Source organism: Pseudomonas sp. RP-B7 (assembly GCF_059803535.1).
The window spans coordinates 29911-52106 of record NZ_JAPFHC010000040.1 but is presented as its reverse complement, the minus strand read 5'-3'; the positions used below and the strand labels follow the sequence as shown (position 1 = coordinate 52106).

General features: G+C 63.4%; 10 protein-coding genes. 2 read left to right on the top strand and 8 right to left on the bottom strand.

Features of this window, described 5'->3' with window-relative positions; all coding sequences use genetic code 11:
• From OPU96_RS25885 to OPU96_RS25875, 3 genes are all read right to left on the bottom strand, one after another.
• Positions 1 to 2270, bottom strand: a 2270-nt coding sequence (locus OPU96_RS25885; RefSeq protein WP_498559948.1) for a condensation domain-containing protein, incomplete at its 3' end; no start/stop codon positions are given.
• Positions 2271 to 2273: 3 nt separating this feature from the next.
• Positions 2274 to 13199, bottom strand: a complete 10926-nt coding sequence (locus OPU96_RS25880) for a non-ribosomal peptide synthase/polyketide synthase (RefSeq protein ID WP_498559947.1) — start codon at positions 13197 to 13199, stop codon at positions 2274 to 2276.
• Between the two features lie 297 nt (positions 13200 to 13496).
• Positions 13497 to 14669, bottom strand: coding sequence for an MFS transporter (locus OPU96_RS25875; RefSeq protein WP_305392480.1), 1173 nt, complete (start codon positions 14667 to 14669; stop codon positions 13497 to 13499).
• Positions 14670 to 14810: 141 nt separating this feature from the next.
• Here OPU96_RS25875 and OPU96_RS25870 point away from each other — a divergent pair, with 141 nt between their 5' ends.
• Positions 14811 to 15398 carry a TetR/AcrR family transcriptional regulator gene (locus OPU96_RS25870; protein WP_192301076.1) on the top strand — a complete coding sequence of 196 codons (588 nt, stop codon included), beginning with the start codon at positions 14811 to 14813 and terminating at the stop codon, positions 15396 to 15398.
• On the opposite strand, the gene OPU96_RS25865 is transcribed toward OPU96_RS25870, so the two are convergent.
• The 5 genes from OPU96_RS25865 to OPU96_RS25845 all read right to left on the bottom strand — a co-directional run bounded on the left by OPU96_RS25865 (position 15382) and on the right by OPU96_RS25845 (position 21242).
• The gene (locus OPU96_RS25865; RefSeq protein WP_498559946.1) at positions 15382 to 16737 is read right to left on the bottom strand and encodes an MATE family efflux transporter; all 1356 of its coding nucleotides are present in this window, start codon (positions 16735 to 16737) and stop codon (positions 15382 to 15384) included. The two genes, OPU96_RS25870 and OPU96_RS25865, sit on opposite strands and share 17 nt — an antisense overlap.
• Positions 16738 to 17162: 425 nt before the next feature.
• On the bottom strand, positions 17163 to 18248 hold the full coding sequence (locus tag OPU96_RS25860) for a hypothetical protein (RefSeq protein ID WP_498559945.1): 1086 nt from the start codon (positions 18246 to 18248) through the stop codon (positions 17163 to 17165).
• 306 nt (positions 18249 to 18554) lie between these two features.
• Positions 18555 to 19364, bottom strand: coding sequence for an NAD(+) synthase (gene nadE, locus OPU96_RS25855; RefSeq protein WP_498559944.1), 810 nt, complete (start codon positions 19362 to 19364; stop codon positions 18555 to 18557).
• A 1-nt stretch (position 19365) separates the two neighbouring features.
• Entirely contained in the window at positions 19366 to 20583 is a 1218-nt protein-coding gene (pncB, locus tag OPU96_RS25850; RefSeq protein WP_305392476.1) for a nicotinate phosphoribosyltransferase, read from the bottom strand.
• 11 nt (positions 20584 to 20594) lie between these two features.
• On the bottom strand, positions 20595 to 21242 hold the full coding sequence (locus OPU96_RS25845; RefSeq protein ID WP_192301081.1) for a nicotinamidase: 648 nt from the start codon (positions 21240 to 21242) through the stop codon (positions 20595 to 20597).
• 146 nt (positions 21243 to 21388) lie between these two features.
• Between OPU96_RS25845 and OPU96_RS25840 the strand changes: the two genes are divergently transcribed.
• Entirely contained in the window at positions 21389 to 22081 is a 693-nt protein-coding gene (locus OPU96_RS25840) for an NUDIX hydrolase (protein ID WP_305392474.1), read from the top strand.
• The last annotated feature ends 115 nt before the right edge of the window (positions 22082 to 22196 follow it).

The window sequence follows — 22196 nt, the reverse complement described above, 5'->3', positions numbered from 1 at the left end:
GCCGCCAGGCAATCGAGCAGGAACAGGTTCCAGTACGCCGTCGGCAAGTCCGCCAGGGTGATGCCTTGGCGGATGATCTCCGCGTACAGGCGGCCGCTGTCCCACAGCTCGGCACCGCGCAGAACCACAGTCGCGCCGTGGGTCAGCGCCGGGTAGAGCTGCTCGACGAAACCGTCAAAGTTCAGGGTGGCGAATTGCAGGACACGGTCGTCCTCGCTCAACCGCGAATAGCCGGCCGCAATCCCGGAAAACTCGGTCAACGCCGCATGGTTGATCGCCACGCCTTTAGGCTTGCCGGTGGAACCCGAGGTGTAGATCACATAGGCCAGGTTCTGTGGGTCGACCGGCACCTGCGGATTGCTCTCGGCACAGCGCTGCAACGCGTCCTTGGCGCTGTCGATGTCGAGCCTCGCCACCTCGGCGGGCAACGGCAATGGCTGGGCGGATTGGCACACCACCAAACGCACATGGCTGTCGTCGAGCATGTGCAGCAGGCGGTCGCGCGGGTATTGCGGGTCCAGCGGCACGTAGGCGCCGCCCGCCTTGAGGATCGCCAACAGGCTGACCACCATGGCGAACGAACGCTCCACTGCCACGCCGACCATCACTTCCGGCCCGACGCCCTGGCCGATCAGGTAGTGGGCCAAGCGGTTGGCCTCACGGTTCAACTCGGCATAGGTCAGCGTTTGCTCATCCAGGCACAGGGCAATAGAGTCGGGACGTCGTTGCGCTTGCACCTCGAACAGGCCGTGCACACCCAGCGGGCTTTCGAAAGCTGCGCCGCCGTTGTTCCAGTCGTTCAGCAAGTCGCGCTGCTCGCCGTCGGCCAGCAACGTCAGTTGCGCCAGGCGGCTGCCCGCGCTGGCAACCATCGCGTGCAGCACGGTTTGCCAATGCTGCGCCATGCGCGCCACGGTGGCGGCTGCGAACAGGTCGGTGGCAAAGGTCCACGATGCCCACAAGCCCTGGTCGGTTTCTTCGGTGTCCAGGCTCAAGTCGAACTGCGCACTCTCGCTTGCCCACTCCAGGGAGGTCACGCCCAGCCCCGACAGTTGCTGCTCGCCCACGGCTGTGCGAGTTTGCGCCTGGTGGTTGAACATCACTTGGAACAGCGGGTTGTGACTCAGGCTGCGTTCCGGTTGCAGCGCTTCCACCAGTTGTTCGAACGGCAGGTCCTGGTGACTCTGGGCCTGCAACGTGCGCTCTTTGACCTGGGCCAGTAGTTGGCGGAAGGTCATCTGACCGTCGAGGTCGGCCTTGAGCACCTGGGTGTTGACGAAAAAGCCGATCAGGCGTTCGGTCTCAGCGCGGTTGCGGTTGGCAGTCGGCACGCCGATGCGGATGTCCGACTGGCCGCTGTAGCGGTACAGCAGGGTCTGGAACGACGCCAGCAACAGCATGAACAGGGTCACGCCTTCGCGCTGCGCCAAAGCCTTGAGCCCGGCGACCAGTGCAGGTTCCAGCGCCACATCCTGACGCGCGCCGCGATAACTCTGGCGCGCCGGGCGTGGGTGATCGAACGGCAACTCCAGCACCGGCTGGCTGCCACCGAGTTGTTCACGCCAGTAACCGAGCTGGCGCTCCTTCTCCCCCGCTTCCATCCAGCGGCGCTGCCACAGCGCGTAGTCGGCATATTGGATCGGCAGTGCCGCCAACTGGCAGTCCTGGCCGTTGCTGTAGGCGGCGTAGAGCTGCATCAGCTCTTGCACCATCACGCCCATCGACCAGCCGTCGGAGACGATATGGTGCTGCACCAACACCAGCACATGCTCGTCTTCGCCCAGGTTGAGCAGGTTTACGCGCAACAAGGCACCGTGCTGCAAATCGAAGGGCTCGGCGATGAGCGCCTGCACCCGCGCTTGCAACCCGTCTTCGGTAACCGTGCTTTCAATGATATCGACGACGGCGTGGGCCAGCACCACCTGGGAGCGGTTGTCACCCTCCAGATGCAGGCGCGTGCGCAGGCTTTCATGGCGTTCGAGCAGGCGATCAAAGCTGCGCTGCAAGGCGCTTTTATCCAGGCGCCCGCTCAGGCGCAGCACGCCGGGGATGTGATAGGCGGCGCTGTCCGGGTCCAGTTGCCAGAGGAACCATTGACGTTCCTGGGCGTAGGACAGCGGCAGTGGTTCACCCGCCTCGCGGGCCGGGGCAATCGGCAGTTGCCCGAAGCTCATGCCGCGGGTTTGCAAACGTTGGTAGAACTGCTGGCGTTGTTCCAGAGGCAGGCGAAGAAAGCGCGACACCAGGTCGATGTTAGGGTTGGAAAGCATGGTTCAAATCGCCTCTAGTTCGCTCAAAAAGTCACGAAGATCATCAAAGTCTTCCGCGCTGCCGGCACGGAAGGTGGCGGCGGCCTGGACGTAGGCGCGCAGCGTTTCGGTCTGGAACACCTCCACCAGCGGCACTTCCAGGCCCAGCTCGGCCTGGACCCGCGAGGTGATCTGGATGGCCAGTAACGAGTGGCCGCCGACCTCAAAGAAGTTGTCGTTCAAGCCCACTTGTTCCAGGCGCAGGACGTCGGCCCAGATGGCGGCGATCTGCTGCTCCAGCTCGGTTTCGGGGGCCACGTAGCTTTGCTGCAACTGGCTCGCGTCCGGTTCGGGCAGGCCCTTGCGGTCGAGTTTGCCGTTGGGGGTCAAGGGCATTTGCGCGAGGAACATGAAGTGCGCGGGCACCATGTAATCCGGCAGGTGGGTTTTCAGGGCGCGGCGCAGGGTGTCGCGGAACGCGGCGGTATCAGCCAGGTCTGCCTCGGCCGGGACGACGTAGGCCACCAGTTGCTTGCCGGTCGGGCCGTCCTGGGCCACCACCACGGTTTCGCCGACGCTGTCCTGTTCCCGCAGGCGCGCTTCGATTTCCCCCAGTTCGATGCGAAAACCTCGGATTTTCACTTGGTGATCAACGCGACCGAGGTAATCGACCACGCCGTCCGCACGCCCACGGGTCAGGTCGCCGCTGCGGTACACGCGGCTGCCGGGCTTGCCGAACGGGTCCGGTACGAAGCGTTCGGCGGTCAGCGCCGGGCGCTCCAGATAGCCGCGGGCCACGCCCTCGCCGCCCAGGTACAACTCGCCGGCGACGCCGATGGGTTGCAGATTGAGCTGGGCGTCCAGCACGTAGCCGCTGCGGTTGCCCAGCAAGGTGCCAATCGGCGCGTAGACGGCGCCGCAGGGATCACCTTGGCGGGCTTTCCACAACAGCGGTGTGACCACGGTTTCAGTCGGCCCGTAGCCGTTGAACAAATAAGTCGGCTTGAGCGCACGCCAGGCCAGGTCGTAGCTGGCCTGCGCCACCGCATCCCCGCCAAAGCAGTAGACCCGCACCGCCGGTGGATTGCCGTCGCGCTCGGCATGTTCGGCCAGCTGTTGCAGGTACACCGGCGGGAACACCGCCATGGTCACGTTGTGGCGATGCATCTGCGCGTAGGTGTATTCCGGCAGCCACAGGCTGTCATCGCGGATCAGCACGCTGGCGCCGTTGATCAACGGGTGCATCCAGCCTTCGTGGGAGCCGTCGAAGGCGAAGGACATAAAGTGCAGTTCGCAATCGGCCGGACCGGTTTCGTAGCGCTCGCCAGTGGCGATGATGTGCGCCACCAATGGACCGTGGGAAACCGCCACGCCCTTGGGCATGCCGGTGGAGCCGGAGGTGTAGATCACGTAGGCAAGGTTGTCGCCGTCCAACGCCACCTCTGGCGCGGTCTCGGCATAGTCCTCGGTGCGATCGATCGCCAGCACCTCAAGGCCCTCGGCAATCGGCAGTTGCGGCACCGCACGGCTGTGGGTCAGCAGCAATTGCGCGCGGCTGTCTTGCATCATGTACAGCAGGCGATCACGCGGGTATTCGATGTCCAGCGGCACGTACACGCCGCCGGCTTTCATCACGCCGAGGAACGCCACCAGGCTTTCGGCACTGCGCGGCATGGCAATCGCCACCCGCACTTCGGGGCCGACGCCACGGGCAATCAGCGCGTGGGCCAGGCGGTTGGCCTGGCGATCCAGCTCGCCGTAGCTGAGGGTTTGCGTGTCGAACTTGACCGCCACCGCCTGCGGGTTTTCACGGGCGCGGTCGGCGAACAGTTCATGCACCAGACGAGCGCTTGAGAAGCCGGACTCACTGCGGTCCCACAGTTGCAGGATGTGCTGTTGCTCATCGGCATCCAGCAGGTTCAACTGCCCGATATTCTGCTGCTGGTCGGTAACCATCGCTTGCAGCAGGTTCTGCCAATGCCGCGCCATGCGCTCGATGGTGCTGGCTTCAAACAGATCGGTGGCGTAACTCAAGGACGCTAGCAGGTGCGTCTGGGACTCTTCGATGTCCAGCGTCAGGTCGAACTGGGCCACCGCTTCATCCCAACCGACCGGGCTGATCGTCAACTCGCCCAGGCGCCGCAAGTGCTCGCCCGCGAGGCTGATGTGGTGGTTGAACGCCACTTGGAACAGCGGGCTCAGGCTCAGGCTGCGCTCCGGCTGCAGGGCTTGCACCAGTTGTTCGAACGGCAGGTCCTGGTGGGCCTGGGCTTCAAGGGCGCGCTGTTTGACCTGGGCGAGCAGTTCACGAACGCTGGTGTGCCCGTCGATCTCGGCCTTGAGCACCTGGGTGTTGACGAAGAAGCCGATCAGGCGCTCGGTCTCGACCCGGTTGCGGTTGGCGATGGGCACGCCGACACGGATGTCCTGCTGGCCGCTGTAGCGATGCAGCAGCACTTGGTAGGACGCCAGCAACAACATGAACAGCGTCACGCCTTCGCGTTGGGCCAGGGCCTTGAGACTGTCGAGCAGCGCCGCCGGCAACGGTACATTGAGCCGCGCACCGCGATGGGTCGGCACGGCCGGGCGCTGGTGGTCGAACGGCAGCTCGAGCACCGGCTGTTCGCCGCCGAGCCGTTCACGCCAGTAATCCAGCTGGCGGGCCTTCTCTCCCGCTTCCATCCATTGGCGCTGCCAGGCGGCGTAGTCGGCGTACTGGATCGCCAGCGCCGGCAGTTGCAGGGTTTGCCCCTGGCTGTAGGCGGCGTAGAGCTGGACCAGTTCGTCGACCAGCACGTGCATCGACCAGCCATCGGAGATGATGTGGTGCTGCACCAGCACCAACACATGTTCATCGGCTGACAGGCGCAGCAGGCTGACGCGCAGCAGCGGGCCCTGGCGCAGGTCGAACGGCTGGGTGATACAGGCTTCGACCAAGGCTTTCAGGCGCGTTTCATCGGCATCGACGACGCGCAGAGCGATGCGCGTTTCGGGGCTGATCACTTGCACCGTGCGCTCGGCGTCCTGCTGCAAGTGAGTGCGCAGGCTATCGTGGCGCGCCGCCAGGGTGTCGAAGGCGCGCTGCAGGGCCACCTGATCCAGCGGGCCCCTGAGGCGCAGGGCGCTGGGCACGTGATAGGCCGCGCTGTGGGGGTCGAGTTGCCAGAGGAACCATTGGCGTTCCTGGGCATAGGACAGGGCCAGCGGCCGCTCGCGTTCAACGCGTTGGATCGGCTTGTCTTCAACCCGCACGTCGGTCAGTGCGCGGACAAAATCCCCCAGCACCGGCTGATCGAACAGCGCCTTCAAGCCCACATCCAGCCCCAGGCCGTGGCGGATGCGCGAGACAGCCTGGGTCGCGAGCAGAGAATGCCCTCCCAGTTCGAAGAACTGATCGTTCAGGCCAACCCGCGCCACCCCGAGCACCTCGGCCCAGATCATGGCGACCTGTTGCTCCAGCTCCGTGTGCGGCGCGAGGTATTCACGCGCTTGCACCTCAACGTTCGGCAGAGCCTTGCGGTCCAGCTTGCCATTGGGGCTCAACGGCATGCGCTCAAGCGACAACCATTGCGCCGGGACCATATAGTCCGGCAGGTGCTCGGCCAAATGGGCGCCGAGCACTTCACGCCAATCCTCGGCGGCGGCATGCAGCACCACGTAGGCCACCAGAGACTGGCCGTCGACCGCCAGCACGGCGCTCTCGCGCACCGCGGTGTGTTCCAGCAGGCGCGCTTCGATCTCCCCCAACTCGATGCGTTGGCCACGCAGCTTGACTTGATGGTCGATGCGCCCGGCGTATTCGATCACGCCGTCGTCGCGATAGCGCGCCAGGTCGCCGGTGCGGTACAGGCGTTCCCCGCTGACAAAAGGATGGGCGATAAAACGCTCGGCGGTCAGCGCCGGGCGGCGGTGATAACCGCGGGCCAGGCCGACGCCGCCAAGGTACAACTCGCCCAGCACGCCCACCGGCACCGGCTCGAAGTTGTTGTCGAGGATGTAGCAACCGAGGTTGGCAATGGGACGGCCAATCGGCACGGCATCGCGGCCTTCGTCGATGCAGGTCCAGTGGGTCACGTCGATGGCCGCTTCGGTCGGGCCGTACAGGTTGTAGAGCCCGGCCTGCGGCAGCTTGGCGAAGACTTGCTGCTGGGCGTCCACCGGCAGCGCTTCACCGCTGCACACGATGCGGTGCAAGGTGTGACAGGTGGCAACGCTCGGTTCCTGCAAAAATGCCTGCAACATCGACGGCACAAAGTGCAGTGTGGTGATGTGCTCGGCGTTGATCAGGCTGACCAGCCTGGCCGGATCGCGATGATCACCGGGCGCGGCGACCACCAGGCGCGCGCCGGTCATCAGCGGCCAGAAGAATTCCCACACCGACACGTCGAAACTGAATGGGGTCTTTTGCAGCACGCTGTCGCTGACGTCCAGCGCGTAGGCTTGCTGCATCCAGTGCAGGCGGTTGGCAAGTGCCGAGTGGCGGTTGCCGGCACCTTTGGGTTGGCCGGTGGAGCCAGAGGTGTAGATCACGTAGGCGAGGTTGTCGCCGTCCAGCGCGATGCCGGGGTTGGCTTCGCTGTAGCCCTCGAACGTTGAATCGCCCAGCACCACGCGTTGTAAACCCTCGGGAATCGGCAGTTGCGCCACTAGATGCGCCTGGGTCAGCAGCAGTTTCACGCCGCTGTCGTCGAGCATGTAGGCCAGGCGTTCGCGCGGGTATTCCGGGTCCAGCGGCACGTAGGCGCCACCGGCCTTGAGCACGGCGAGCAGGCCGACGACCATTTCAACCGAACGCTCCACCGCGAGGCCGACCAGCACATCCGGGCCGACACCGGCCTCGATCAAGCGGTGCGCCAGGCGGTTGGCGCGGCGGTTCAGTTCGGCGTAGGTCAGGCGCTGCTGCGCAAACACCAGCGCCGGGGCATCCGGTGTGAGGGCCGCTTGATCCTCGATCAGTTGATGCACGCAACGCTGCAACGGGTAGTCGCGGGCGGTGGCGTTCCAGTCGTGGAGCACCTGTTGGCGGACGGTGTCGGTCAGCGCCGGCAGATCCCCCAGGCGTTGCGGCGTGGCCTGGCTCAAGCCGTGCAGCAGGTGTTGGAAAGACTCGGCCAACTGGCGGATTTCGCCAGCGCCGAACAGTTGCCGATCAAAGCTGAATTCGAATTCAAGGACCGCACCCGCGCCCAACAGCACGGTAAGCGGATAATGCGTCTGCTCCAGGTTTTGCACATTGCTGAACCCAATCCCGGCGGGCGCACCGTGGGCCAACGCCGCGGACACCGGATAGTTTTCCACCACCAACAGGGTGTCGAACAACGCCGCCCCACCCGCCCCCGCCCAACGCTGGATGTCGAACAGGGGCGTGTGTTCATGTTCACGCAGGCTCAGGTTGAGCGCCTGCAGCTGTTGCAACCAGTCGGCGACCCACAGCTGCGGGCTCGGCGTAGCGATGACCGGCAAGGTGTTGATGAACAGGCCGACCTGTTGCTCTACCCCCGGCAAACCGGCCGGGCGTCCGGAAACGGTGGCACCAAAGGCCACGGTGTCCTGGCCGGTGTGGCGTTGCAGCAACAGCAGCCAGGCCGCTTGCACCAGGGTGTTGAGGGTGACTTTGTGCGCTTGGGCGAAGGCTTTCAGTTGCGCGGTCTGCGCCGGGCTCAGGGCCAGATGCTCACTGCCCTTGGCCGCTGCGGGCGCTGTCGAGACCCCACGCGCCAGTTGCGTCGGGGTGTGCAGCGCGGCCAGTTGGTCTTTCCAGAACGCTTCGCTGAGGGCCCCATCCTGCGCCTGCAACCAGCCGATGTAATCGCGGTAGTGCCCATGAAGCGCGGGCAATGGCTGGCCGGCGTAGTGCTGCAAGACTTCGCCGAACAACTGCGCACGGCTCCAGCCATCCAGCAGGATATGGTGGTTGGTGTAGATCAGATGGAAGCGGCCGGGGCCGGTACGCACCAGTTTCAGGCTGAGCAGCGGCGCCTGTTCCAGCACGAAACCCTCGGCGCGGGTCGCCTCGCTCAGTTCGTCCAGCGCGGCTGGCTGATCGGCGCGCGCCTGCCAGTCGTACTCGATGAACGGCAAGCCCACCTCGCGGTACACCGCTTGCAGGGGCTGGGTTTGCGCGTCCTGCCAGACAAAGCCGGTGCGCAGCATGTCATGCCGGGCCAGCACCTGTTGCCAAGCCTGCTGGAAGCGCGGCACGTCCAGGCCCACAAGGTCGGCGCGCAGCTGACTGACGTAGATGTCGTCCTGGCCTTGTTGATACAGGCTGTGGAACAGCATGCCCTGCTGCATCGGCGACAATGGGTAGAGGTCTTGCACGCCTCGGGCGGGCAGCGCCAGCTCGTCCAGTTGCGGCTGGGTCAGGCGCGCCAGGGGCACGTCGGCCGGGGTCAGGCCGCCGTGTTGCGGGTCGACGCAATGGGCAATCAACGCCAGCAGTTCCTGCCGGTAGTCGTCCGCCAGGCGCTGGATGGTCGAGCGCTGGAACATCTCGCGGCTGAAGCCCCAGTTCAGGCTCAGTTCACCGCCGTAGACCTGGCCTTCCAGGGTCAGCCAGTTGGCCAGCGGCGCTTCGTCGTCCTGGGCCTGGCCGCTGCCTTGCGTGGCCGGGACGAACAGCGCGGACTCGTCGAACTGGCGGTCGAACTGCCCCAGGTAGTTGAAGGTAATTCGCGGTGCCGCAAGGCCTGCCAGGGCTTCGCGCGACTCCACTGTGCCCAGATAGCGCAGCAGGCCATAGCCCAGGCCCTTGTCAGGCACGGCGCGCAGTTGCTCCTTGACCGATTTGATCGCGCTCGACAGCTCGCCTTCGGCCTGCAAGCGCACCGGGAACAGGCTGGTGAACCAGCCGACGGTGCGGGTCAGGTCAACGCCGTCGAACAGGTCTTCGCGGCCATGGCCTTCGAGTTGGATCAACGCGGCGTGTTGGCCGCTCCAACGTCCGACTACCCGCGCCAGTGCGGTCAGCAGCAGATCATTGACCTGGGTGCGATAGGCCGCCGGGGCGTCTTGCAGCAGTTGGCGGGTGTGTTCGCTGCTGAGACGGATTTCGAGCTTGTCGCCCAGGCGCTGTTGCAGGCCGCCCTGGGGGTTGTCGCACGGCAGCTCGGCATCGAGCGTTTGCGCCTGCCAATACGCCAGTTGCGCGTCGAGGTGGTGTGCATGGGCCTGTAACCGCTGCGCCCAGGTCTGATAGGCGCTGGTTTTTGCCGGCAAGGCGGCTTGGCGGTAAGCCTGTTGCAGGTCTTCCAGCAGGATGCGCCACGACACCCCATCGATCACCAGGTGATGCACCACCAGCAGCAGGCGCTGGGTGCCATCGGCCAGCGTGACCAGCGCGGCGCGCAATAGCGGGCCATGTTGCAGGTCGAGGCTGCGTTGGGCGTCATTGCACAGCGCGGTGAGTTCAGCCTCGGTGTGCGCGTGACGTTGCCACAACGGCGCATCCGTCACGGGCTCGGCGTGGGCCTGCTGCCAAGCATCGGCCTGCTGGGTGAAGCGCAGGCGCAAGGCGTCGTGATGGTTGATCACCTGGATCAACGCCGCGCCAAGACGCGCAGGCTCCAAGGCCTCGCGCGGGGTCAGCAACAGCGACTGGTTCCAATGCTGGCGCACCGGGATCGCCTGGGCAAAAAAGGCTTGCTGCACCGGGGTCAGGATCACATCGCCACTGACCGGACCTTGATCAATAAGCGTGGCCTGCTCGAAGCTCGCCACCAGCGCAAGCGTGCGCACACTCTGGTACTGGAACAGGTCGCGCGGGCTGAAGCGCAGCCCCGCCTGCCTGGCGCGGCTGACCACTTGGATGGAGATGATCGAGTCGCCGCCGAGCTCGAAAAAATTGTCGTCCAGGCCGACCTGTTCGACGCCCAGCACATCAACCCAGATCGCCGCCAACGCCATTTGCAGGGAGGTTTGCGGGGCGCTGTAAGCCTGTTGCGGCGCGGTGTCCGGCAGCGGCAGCGCCTTGCGGTCGAGTTTGCCGTTGGCGGTCACCGGCAGTTTGGCCAGGGCCACGAAGTGGGTTGGCACCATGTATTCCGGCAGGCTGCCGAGCAGCCAGGCCTTGAGGTCGACGGGCTCGTCGTGTGCGTGGACGAGATAGGCGACCAATTGTTTGCCGCCCTGCACCAGCACCACCGCCTCGCGCACGGCGGGGTGCTGCATCAGGCGTGTCTCGATTTCACCGAGCTCAATACGCAAGCCACGCAGCTTGACCTGATGATCGAGGCGACCGAGGTATTCGATCACGCCGTCGGCGCGTTGGCGCACGCGGTCGCCAGTGCGGTACAGGCGCTCGCCGTCGGCGAACGGGCTCGGCACAAAGCGTTCGGCGGTCAACGCCGGGCGCCGGTGATAACTGCGCGCCAGGCCGGTGCCGCCCAGGTACAGCTCGCCGGACACGCCCGCCGGCACCGGATTGAGCTGGGCGTCGAGCACGTAGGTGGCGAGGTTGGCGATAGGCCGGCCGATGGGCACGCTGTCGGCGCCTTCATCGATGCAGGTCCAGTGGGTCACATCGATGGCGGCCTCGGTCGGGCCGTACAGGTTGTAGAGCGCGGCCTGCGGCAGTTTGGCGAAGACCTGGGTTTGCGCATCCAGCGGCAAGGCTTCGCCACTGCACACGATGCGCTTGAGGCTGGCGCAGGCATGCACGCCCGGCTCGTGGATAAACGCCTGCAGCATCGAGGGCACAAAGTGCAACGTGGTGATGCCATGGCGGCCAATGGTCTCGATCAGCCGCGCCGGCTCGCGATGTTCGCCAGGGGCGGCGACCACCAGGCGCGCACCGGTCATCAGCGGCCAGAAGAACTCCCACACCGAGACGTCAAAGCTGAACGGGGTTTTCTGCAAGACCGCATCGCTGCCATCCAGTGCGTAGGCCTGCTGCATCCAGCACAGGCGGTTGACCAACGCACGATGGCTGTTGCCGGCGCCCTTGGGCTTGCCGGTGGAGCCGGAGGTGTAGATCACGTAGGCGAGGTTGAGCGCCTGGACCTGCACCGCAGGGGATGCCGTGCTGTAGCCATCGAGTGCGCTGGCCGCCTGATCCAGAGCGATCACCTGCAGGCCCTCGGCCGGCAGTTGCGCGAGCAGGCGCTGCTGGCTGAGCAGCAGCGTGATGCCGCTGTCTTCGATCATGTAGGCCAGGCGTTCCCGGGGGTATTCCGGGTCCAGCGGGACGTAGGCGCCACCGGCCTTGAGAATCGCCAGCAGGCCGATGACCATTTCGATGGAGCGCTCAACGCAGATGCCCACCAGCACATCCGGGCCGACACCACGTTCGCGCAACAGGTTGGCCAGTTGATTGGCGCGGGCGTCGAGTTGGGCGTAGGTCAGGCGGTTGTCGCCAAACACCAGCGCCGGTGCGTGCGGCGTGCGCTGCATCTGGTCTTCGATCAATTGATGAATGCCGCGCTCGGTCGGATAGGCCTCGGCGGTGTGGTTCCAGGCGTGGACCAACACCTGCTGGTCCTGCGCCGCGAGCATCGGCAACTCGCCGATGCGTTGCTGGCCATCGGCAATCATGGCGCGTAACAGGCTGATCCAGTGTTCGGCCATGCGCGCGATGGAGGGCGCGTCGAACAGGTCGTTGGCGTAGGTCAATGCGGCATGCAGGGTGCCGGATTTTTCGTAGGTATCGAGGGTCAGGTCGAACTGGGTGGTGCGGCCTTGCCACTCCACCAATGCCAGCTCCAGGCCCGAGGCGGTGCTGATGCTTGCGATGTCCGCCACCATCGGTTGGTGGTTGTACATCACCTGGAACAGCGGCGTGTGACTGAGGCTGCGCTCGACCTTGAGGGCTTCCACCAGGCGCTCGAAGGGCAGTTCCTGATGATCCTGGGCGCCCAGCGCGTGTTCCTTGATGGCTTGCAGCAACTCGCCGACGCGGGTTTGCCCGCTGAGTTCGGTGCGCAGCACCTGGGTGTTGACGAAGAAACCGATCAGCCCTTCGACTTCGCTGCGGTTGCGATTGGCGATGGGTACGCCGATGCGGATGTCGCCCTGGCCGGTGTAGCGATGCAGCAGCACGTTGAAGGCGCCCAGCAGCAACATGAACAGCGTGACGTTGTGCTGTTGCGCGCAACCGCGCAGTTGCGCGGCAAGCGTCGGTTCGATCGCAAAGTTATGCCGTGTGCCCTGGTAGCTGGGCATGGCCGGGCGCGGGCGGTCGGTGGGCAGTTCCAGCACCGGATGTTCATCGCCCAGGCGTGCCTGCCAGTACTCAAGCTGACGCGCCTGCTCCCCGGCTTCCAGCCAGCGGCGTTGCCACAGGGCGTAGTCGCTGTACTGGATCGGCAGTGGCGGCAGTTGCGGCGCTTCGTTGCGTTCATGGGCGTCGTAGAAACGGATGAATTCGTCGATCAGCACGTTCATCGACCAGCCGTCGGAGACGATGTGGTGCAAGGTCAGCAACAGCACATGCTCCTGCGCGTCGAGCTTGAGCAGTTGCACGCGCAGCAGCGGACCGTGCTCCAGGTCGAATGGCAGCAGTGATTGACGGGTCGCGGCGGCATTGACGGCCGGCTCGCGCTCGGCAGCGTCCAGGGCGCTCAAGTCGAGCTGCTCAATGACCAGCGAGGTCGGCGTGGCGATTTGCAGCAGTTGCTCATCGGCGCCGCGCTGGAACACCGTGCGCAACGTTTCATGCCGCACCACCAGGCTGGCGAACGCCTGCTCCAGGGCGCCCAGGTTCAGCGCGCCCTTTAGCCGCACCGCGCCTGGCAGGTTGTAGGCGCCGCTGGCCGGGTCCAGCTGCCATAGAAACCACATGCGCTGCTGCGCGTAGGACAGCGCCTGACGATCCCCCGCCTCCACCCCTGCCGGAATCGGAAACCGGGAAAAATCCACGCCTTCTTTCTGCAAGGCTTGCAGGAACAGTTGGCGTTTTTCCAGGGGCAACCCGATAAACCGGCGAGCAAGTTTCAAGGAGTCTTCAGCGTTCATTTCTTGGAGTCCGGAGCAATAGGCGGGAAGCACAAAGGCACGTCGTCCCTATAAAACGAACCGGAGAGGGAAAAATTAGCGCGGGGTAAAAGGCGTGCTACCGAGTGTCATCAACGAACTGAAACACTAGGTTCGGCGCCAGATCATCGAACAATTGAAATCAGAAGACCTGATTCAGTGAACAACCGACTGAAACACAACGGCTACATTGGCTCCATCGAAGATGACCTGACACGCCAGGCATTGAACGAGTTTTTACAACATCACTGCGCACAGCCGCTCCCAACGATTGGCTGATCAGCCCAATCGCCGATACCCAAGCACCGCTGACCCCGCCACCACTGCCCCCGCCACCAACGCCACCCAGAATCCGCTGGTGGCGCCAAAGTGGTCGATCATCCAGCCGGAGCTGGCGGCACCGATGGCCACGCCGATGCTCAGGCCGGTGATCAGCCAGGTCATGCCTTCGGTCAGGCGGCTGGGTGAGACGATGCGCTCCACCAGGGCCATGGACACGATCAGGGTTGGCGCGAAGAACAGGCCGGAAATAAAGATCGTCACCGCCAGCCCCGGGATGTTGGTCACCAGCAACAGCGGCAAGGTGGTCAACGCCGTGGCCACGCCGCAATACAGGAACTGCCGGGGCAGCGGCGCCTTGAGCTTGAGCGTGCCAAAGACCAACCCGGCGAGGCACGAGCCGATGGCGTACACCGACAACACAATGCTCGCCGCCGCCGGCTGGCCCTGGTGCTGGGCGAAGGCCACGCTGACCACGTCCACCACGCCGACGATCACGCCCATGGCCAGCAGCAGGATCATCAGGATCAGCACGGATGGCGACGCGATCAACCAGCCGCTGTGGTGGTCGTGGTGCACATGCACGGGCGGTTCGGTTTCACGCTGCAACACAAAGGTGGTGACGCCCACCGCCAGCAACAGGGCGGCGACCAGCGGCCCGGCCTCCGGGAACAGCACTACGCTCAAGCCCACCGAAATCGGCGGGCCGATGATAAAGCACACCTCATCCAGCACCGATTCCAGGGCAAACGCGGTTTGCAGTTTGGGTTGCCCACGGTACAACTCGGTCCAGCGCGCCCGCACCATGGCGGACATGTTCGGCATGCAACCGGCCAGGGCGGCGAACAGGAACAACGTCCAGCCCGGCGCCTGCAATCGGGTACACAGCAGCACCATCAACAAGCCACCGCCGCCGATCAACGCGGCGATGGGCAGCACCCGGCCCTGGCCATAACGGTCCACCAACCGTGAAACCTGCGGTGCACAAAATGCCGTGGCCAACGCAAACACCGCCGCCACCGAGCCCGCCAGGCCATAGCCGCCATGCACTTGGGCGAGCATGGTGATCAGGCCGATGCCGGTCATCGACACCGGCATGCGCGCAAGCATGCCGGCCAGCACAAAAGCCCGCGCGCCTGGCACCTGGAATAACGCGGCATAGGGGTTTGCCATCTCTTCTTGACCTCTTCTTCTGCGCCTTGGGGTTTGCCATTTGAAGCGATCAAGGCAAAATACATACGATACGTATGTGACGAATCATGCTTAACATACGCACCGTATGTCAAACACTCACTTGCCCATAACGAGCCCCCCATGAGCCGAGCCCGTGCTGAAATGATCGAAGACACCCGCGCCCGGCTGATCGCCAGCGCGCGCCAGGCGTTTGCCACTCAAGGGTACGCCAACACCTCGATGGACGACTTTACCGCCCGCGCCGGTCTGACCCGCGGTGCCTTGTACCATCACTTCGGTGACAAGAAAGGTCTATTGGCTGCCGTGGTGGCGCAACTCGACAGCGAGATGGATGCGCGTTTGCAGCACATCACCGACCAGGCCCTGGACCCCTGGGTGGGCTTCTGTGAGCGCTGCCGGACGTATCTGGGCATGGCCCAGGACAGCGAGATCCAGCGCATCGTATTGCAGGATGCGCCTGCCGTGCTGGGAGACACCGGCTCCCAGCAACACTGCGTGGCATCGCTGCGCCAACTGCTGGAAGGCTTGATGCAAGCCGGGGTGATCCACCCGGCCCCGAGCCAGGCATTGGCTCAGTTGATCAACGGCAGCCTGGTCAGCACCGCGCTGTGGATTGCCCGGAATGAACACCCGGACGCGCGGCTACAAGAAGGCTTGCTCGGTTTGGAGCTGCTGCTGGGCGGCCTTAAACTCACACCAACCGCGTGATCTGCTTGTGTCGCCATACCAGGCGGTAATACGTGACCTGCAACCCGAGCATCGCCAGGTAAGTCACCGGAAACGCCATCCACACGCCTTCCAGGCCGAAGTGCGCGTTGAACAGATAGGCCATCGGCAGCTCCACGCAGAGCACGCAGAAGATCGAGATCGCCACCGGCATCAGCACCACCCCGCTGGCCCGCATGATGCCGCCGACCACGGCCTGGAAGCCAAACACCAGGATGCTCCACAGCATGATATGCAGCAGGTGCTCGGCATTCACCCGCGCCGCGTCCTCGGTGATGAACAGGCCAAGCAACCAGTGCGACAGCAGGTAACCCAGCACGATCAAGCCACCAGTGAGGCAAGTATTGATCAGCAGCCCGGTGCGCAGGATCGGCCCGATACGCTCCAGCCGCCCGGCGCCAATCGCCTGGGCGCCGAGGATCGATGCAGTGATGGCAATCGACAGCGCCGGAAACTGTACGTAGTTGACGATCTGCGTCACCGCGCCATAGGCCGCGGTGGCCTGGGAGCCATGGCTGTTAACCAGGGCAAGGATGACCAATTCCGACAGCGACAACACCACCATCTGCAAGCCAGTGGGCAAACCGATGCGCAGGACTTTACCGAGAATCACGCGGTCCAGGCGCAGGGCCGCCAGCAGTTCACGGTCGGGGGCCATCACATGATTTTTATGGCGCAGGCGCAGGATCAGAAACAGCATGGCCGAAGCGTTACCCACCAGCCCGGCATAGACCGCGCTCTGGATACCCATGGGCGGCAGGCCGATCCAGCCCCGGATCAGCGCCGGGGTCAGCAGCAGCCCGACCAGGGTCGAGACCATCAGCGCCAGCAAAGGTGACACCGTATCGCTGACACCGCGCAGCAGTTGGGTGTAGAGGATGAACACCAGCAGCAGCGGCATGATCAGCATCATCATCTGCGCATAGCCGACCGCATCGTCCAACACGTCAACCGGCGTGCCCAACGCCTGCAACGCCGGACGCGCAAACAAGCTGCCGAGCACCGCCGCGATCACCCCCACCAATGCGCCCAGGGTCAGGGTCGCGCCGGTGATCACCTTGACCAACCCTGTCTCCTGCGCGCCCCACGCCTGGCCGATCAGCACCGAGGCGCCCGCCCCCAGGCCGATGACCAGGGCGATAAAGAAAAACACGATGGGAAACATCCCCGACACCGCCGCCAGCGCCTGGGTGCCGAGCATCTGCCCGACGTAGATGCCGTTGAGCGTGCCGGAAAAACTTTGCAGGAAGTTGGACAGCACCATCGGCGCCAGGAAGATCAGGTAGATCTGCCATAGCGGGCGTTGCATAGGGTTTTGCATGAAAAACGGAGCCTCGTGACACATGCGCGATACGAGCTTATACCGCAAATGGATCCAATCCAGTAACGAGGAATGCAGAACGCCGCAGCTTGCCGCCCTTCATCTGCCATGGTCAGGATGAAACGCTCCACCTCTACCAACAGTGCCGCCGCCTGCGCAGCCTCGCTAAAGCTCGACAGCCACGGGAGATTGGCAGTGCCTGGGCAATCTCCAGCCGAACACTCACGATCCATCAACACCAATCACCTGTGGGAGCGGGCTTGCTCGCGAAAACGGTGTATCAGTCAGCGGTTGCACCAGCTGACAGACCGCTTTCGCGAGCAAGCCCGCTACTACGCCCTGAAACGATGATCAGTCCGGGTTCCCGATAACAGCAGCGATGAGCCGGGCCACCGACTCATCGCTGTGCCTCAACCCGCTGACGATCAGCTTTTACCGAGCATGTGGTTGAGGTTGTCGATATCGAAGCGTTGGTCTTCTGCGCCCGGCTTGCCACTCTCCACTTTGATACCGATGTCCAGGTCTCGTAGCAGGCCTGGACGTTTGAGAAGCTCAGCAGCCAATTGGCGGGCTTCCTGACTGAACGTACGATTGGACGGGATAAGCCCTGCCGCTTCCTTCAACTCATTGACATTGACGTACTTATCGTTGGCGCCAGCGGTGAATTGCCTGAAGTTGTCTTTAACGCCTTGCAGCAGGTCGTGATCACTCATATTGCTGTATTTATTCGAGGCAATCGCCAGGTCATTCCTGGAAAAAGCGCCATCCAGTACGCCCATGCCGCTTTGATCAAGCTCCTTGAACAAGCTGCCCCGCTCCAGCATTTCATTGGCCAGATCGATCTCCGCCTGCGTGGCGGGCTGACCATCCAGGCGATAGCCGCTGGCGATGGCACTGAGGGACCTGTCAGTGATCAGGCCCGGAGAATTCGGATCTTCAAACGTACTGAAACGCGCCAGTATCTTGTTGCAGAACGCCTCCTTCGAATCATTGGCATACGAGCGATGCCCGGAAGCCTGCGCAGGGCCGTTCCATTGGTTTTCATTGACGTATTGACCGCCATAAGCTGGCTGTTGCCAGGCGCCTTGAGGGGCGAACTGGGGGGCGCCTTGAGGGGTGAATCGAGGGGCGAACTGGGGGGTGAATCGAGGATCGAATTGACCACCGAACCGCTGCTGCTGCAAGCCACCGCCGTAATAGCGGGGGGCTTCGCGCTGCGGTGGTGTTTCCTGTGCGTCAAAGTGCTCGATAGTGGCGTCCACATCGCCTGGGCTGATCAAGCCGTCTTCCCTACCGCCGTTGTTGATTGCGTCGAGCATGTGGCTCATTTCCGGGCGACTGAGGATCTCGCGGGCGAGCAAGGTCATCCGGTCGGTGTAGCGATCTCCCGTCATCGGACGTTCGGCCGCCAGCTCAAGGTTTTGCCGCGAGACAAAATCCTTGCCGAAGCCTCGGAAGTGATGGAAGTTGTCTGCGAATTCACGTGCCACCGATGAGTTGGGCACGTGCATATAGTTGTTGGCAGGCGCATATCCTGGCTGCTCATAACGTGGGGCAAAAACGCCATTGAAAGGCGATTCCTGACGAAGATTTATACAGTGCATGGCACAACCTCAAATAGTGGAATCAATGACTGCCGACCCAACTCATTTACCGGCGACGGATCGACTCTTCCTCTGTGGCGGCGTGCTGTTGAATGGTTCCCGCGAGCACCGGTGAACTTACTGATGACCCGCGGTGATTTTTTCTCTCTCCCCGCACGTTGCTTTCGCCAACTAAATACCGACGGATCGTCGCAATGCCAGTAACTTAATGGGTCATACCGGGGTCATCGGCAGCGCGCGCTTGTGAGCCGTCTTCAGATAGGCCCCTTGCACTATCCCCCTCACCCGCTCACTCACCGGTCGGCCCATCAGGTACGCATCGATTTCCTCGTAGGTGCACCCGTAGGCGTGCTCATCCAACTTGCCAGGCACCAGCTCTTCAAGGTCAGCCGTGGGCTGTTTGTGCACCAGCCTGGCCGGTGCGCCAAGCGCCGTGGCCAACAGGCGCACCTGGGTTTTGGTCAAGCCCGACAGTGGCGCCAGGTCGCACGCGCCGTCGCCGAATTTGGTGAAAAACCCCATCAACGCTTCGGCACCGTGGTCGGTGCCGACCACCAGGCCGTTGTGCAGGTTGGCCACGGCGTACTGCGCGATCATCCGTGCGCGCGCCTTGACGTTGCCCTTGATGAAGTCGAGATGGGCGGCGCTGGCTTCAGTGGCACCCAGGCTGGCCATCAGGCCATCGACGCTGGCGGCGATGTTCAGGGTATCGACCTGGTCCGCAGTGATAAACGCCAGTGAGGCCTGGGCATCGGCTTCATCCGCCTGGCTTTTGTAAGGCAGGCGCATGGCAATAAAGCGTGCGTCGTAGTGCTCGGCGCGTAATTGCTCCACCGCCAGTTGGCACAGGCGGCCGGCAGTCAGGGAGTCAACACCACCGCTGATGCCCAGCACCAGTGCTTGGCAGCCGGACTGGCGCAAGGTGGTCTTGATGAAGTCGATGCGTCGTTGGATTTCCTCGGGCTCGCCACCCGCCACCAAGCGCCGATTGATGTTGAGTTCCTGCGCAATACGCTCTTGCATGTCACACCTCCACGCTACCTACGTTGAACACCTGTGCCGCGTACTGCAAAAACGAAGCGTCTTCGCAGACATTCTTGATCGGGTCATCGGAGAACTTCACCACTGGCTCGCCGTGCACCCGCACCAGTTTCATCACGATGCTCAGCGGTTCGACGCCTTCTACATCACACGCCAGGCTGGTGCCCATGCCGAAACCGAACCTGGCCTTGCCACGCACGTGGCGCAGGATCGGCAGGCATTTTTCGAAATTCAGACCGTCGGAGAACATCAGGTCCTTGGTCATCGGGTCGATGCCCAGTTGTTTGTAGCGGGCCAATACTTTGTCGGCCCAGGCGATGGGGTCACCGGAGTCCTGGCGCAGGCCGTCGTAGAGCTTGGCGAAGTACAGGTCGAAGTCCTTGAGGAAGAAATCGGTGCTGATGCAGTCGGTCAAGGCAATGCCGAGGCGGCCACGGTACTCACGTACCCAGTTCTCCAACGCCGCATTCTGGCTCTCACGCAGGCGCCCCAGTTGCTGGTGCACCATCAGCCATTGGTGGGCCATGGTGCCGATCAGCGGCAAGTCGAACTCATAGGCCAGGTGCGCGTTGCTGGTGCCAACGAACTGGCCGGGGAAGTCGCGACGCATGATGTCGACCACTTCGCGCTGGGCCTTGAACGACAGGCGCCGACGGGTGGAGAAATCAGACACGCGCAGGTCGGCCAGTTCGTCGCGGCTGAGGTTTTTCTCCAGCCAGTCAAACTTCTGGTAGAGCTTGCGGGTGACGTCTTCGAGGCTCACGTCGGGGTACTTGTCGCGATTGCGCAACTCGCTGACCAACGCCAGCACCGGCTGTTCGAACATGATGCAGTGCAGCATCGGGCCGACCACGCGGATGTTCAGTTGGCCATCGACTTCACTGACATGGATATAGCGCAGGTTGAAACGGAACAGGCCGAGGAAACGCTCGTAATCCGGGGTGAGGTATTCGCGAAAACGCGGGTTGAACAGAAACCGCAACTCGCCTTCACGCATCTGCAGGCCAGCGAGTTTTTCCAGTTCGTCGCGCAGTTGCGGGATCAAGTGGCCAAGCTTTTCCTTGGAACGCACGATGAAGTTGTATTCCACATCGACGTTGGGGTGCTGGTGCAACACGGCCTGCATCATGGTGAAGGTGTAGTAGTCGGTATCGAGCAACCCCTGGATCACCGGGGATTCGTAGTCGTAGGCACTTTCCATGGTGGTTCTCCTTAACGCGTGGCCATCGCGGCCAGTTCTTCGCGGGTGCTGCTGATCACGGCACCGGCCTTGAGCAGATCGTTGACCGCCTGCACACCGCCCTCTTCGCTGATGCCTCGGCAGGCGGGCAGGTGCAGGACCACTTCCAGGCCGGCCTTGAGCAGTTGCAACGCGGTGGTCTTGACGCAGTAGTCCAGGGCCAGGCCGCCGACGAGCACGCGGCTCACGCCGTGGGCTTTGAGGTACTCGATGACGCCGGTGGACAGTTTGTCGTGCAGGTCATGAAAGCAGGCGCCGTAGGGGTGCAGGTCGGGTTCGACGCCTTTCCAGATGAAGTAGTCGTAGTCATACGGGGTGGGCAACTCGTCGAGCAAGGTGAAGCCTTCGGTGCCGGGTACGCAGTGGCTGACCCAGGTCACATCGGCATGGGCCAGGCCGGTGGGTTGCAGCATCTCGCTGTGTTGCGCCACCACCCACGGGGCGTGCGGGGTATGCGCATCCTTGCTGCCGACACGATGGCCGGCGAGGCTGGCCATGAAGTTGAGCTCGGCGCCGATCTGGTCGCCGCCGGCCACCGGCAGTTCGTTGGGGCACAGCGGCGTGAAGCTCTTCTGGGCATCGACGTCGAATGAAGCAATGGCGGTTTTCGCGAGGGTCATGGCGGTTCTCCTGTGGCCTGGAAACAAAAGTACACGTCATGTACTTTCATTGCAAGAAACATTTGTTTATCTATGCTGGACTCAGTACATGACATATCTGTTCGATCCGTTAGACTGTGCCCCGCCACTGTTCATAAGGATGTTCCATGTCACTCAGCGCCTACCTGCATACCATCGACCTGTGCGTGTTGTACTACTGCCGCGCCTCCGGTGAATTGAAGCTGCTGCTCAACAGGCGCGAAGCCGAACCGTTCGCGGGGCATTGGGCACTACCGGGTGTGGTGGTGAATGGCGGCGTGCAGGACCTGAGCCTCAACGATGCGCTGGAGCGGTTGCGCGCCAGTGACAAGGTGGGTTTTGAGCTGGCCTGGAGCGAACAGGTGGGCACCGTGGGGGATGCGTTCCGCGACCCGCGTTGCTGGTCGTCGTCCACCTACTACCTGGCGATCGTTGCGCAGGCGGTGGAATTGGGCGCGCATCAGGCCTGGTTTGGCCTGGATGCCGTCGCCGAGGGCGGCCTCAAGCTGCCGTTCGACCACAACCTGATCGTCGCGGCAGTGCAGGAACGGCTGTTGTCGAAGTCGTTGTACAGCAGCCTGCCGTTGATGTTCCTGGGCGACGAGTTCAGCGCACCGGAGGCGACCACGATATTTTCCGTGGTGCTGGCGCGGCCGGTGTTGAAGACCAGTATTCGCCAGCGCCTGATGAAGCTGACGGAGGCAGGGTATTTGCAGGAAACGGGGCGCAAGAAGCAGGGTGAAGGAGGAAGACCGCAGGCGACGATGGAAGTGTTGAAGCCAGGAGAGATCTACTTTTTCGACCGTAGCTTTGCGGACTGACGCGTTCTGCCGAACAACACAGCTCAACTGTGGGAGCGGGCTTGCCCGCGAAGGCGGTGACTCAGTCAACATCCCCAGCGACTGACACTCTGCCTTCGCGAGCAAGCGCCCCCCC

What these genes read in the sequence shown, in the direction of transcription:
- OPU96_RS25880 (WP_498559947.1), bottom strand. Translation starts at nt 13,199, where the DNA reads ATGAACGCTGAAGACTCCTTGAAACTTGCTCGCCGGTTTATCGGGTTG.
- OPU96_RS25875 (WP_305392480.1), bottom strand. Translation starts at nt 14,669, where the DNA reads ATGGCAAACCCCTATGCCGCGTTATTCCAGGTGCCAGGCGCGCGGGCT.
- OPU96_RS25870 (WP_192301076.1), top strand. Translation starts at nt 14,811, where the DNA reads ATGAGCCGAGCCCGTGCTGAAATGATCGAAGACACCCGCGCCCGGCTG.
- OPU96_RS25865 (WP_498559946.1), bottom strand. Translation starts at nt 16,737, where the DNA reads ATGCAAAACCCTATGCAACGCCCGCTATGGCAGATCTACCTGATCTTC.
- OPU96_RS25860 (WP_498559945.1), bottom strand. Translation starts at nt 18,248, where the DNA reads ATGCACGTGCCCAACTCATCGGTGGCACGTGAATTCGCAGACAACTTC.
- nadE (WP_498559944.1), bottom strand. Translation starts at nt 19,364, where the DNA reads ATGCAAGAGCGTATTGCGCAGGAACTCAACATCAATCGGCGCTTGGTG.
- pncB (WP_305392476.1), bottom strand. Translation starts at nt 20,583, where the DNA reads ATGGAAAGTGCCTACGACTACGAATCCCCGGTGATCCAGGGGTTGCTC.
- OPU96_RS25845 (WP_192301081.1), bottom strand. Translation starts at nt 21,242, where the DNA reads ATGACCCTCGCGAAAACCGCCATTGCTTCATTCGACGTCGATGCCCAG.
- OPU96_RS25840 (WP_305392474.1), top strand. Translation starts at nt 21,389, where the DNA reads ATGTCACTCAGCGCCTACCTGCATACCATCGACCTGTGCGTGTTGTAC.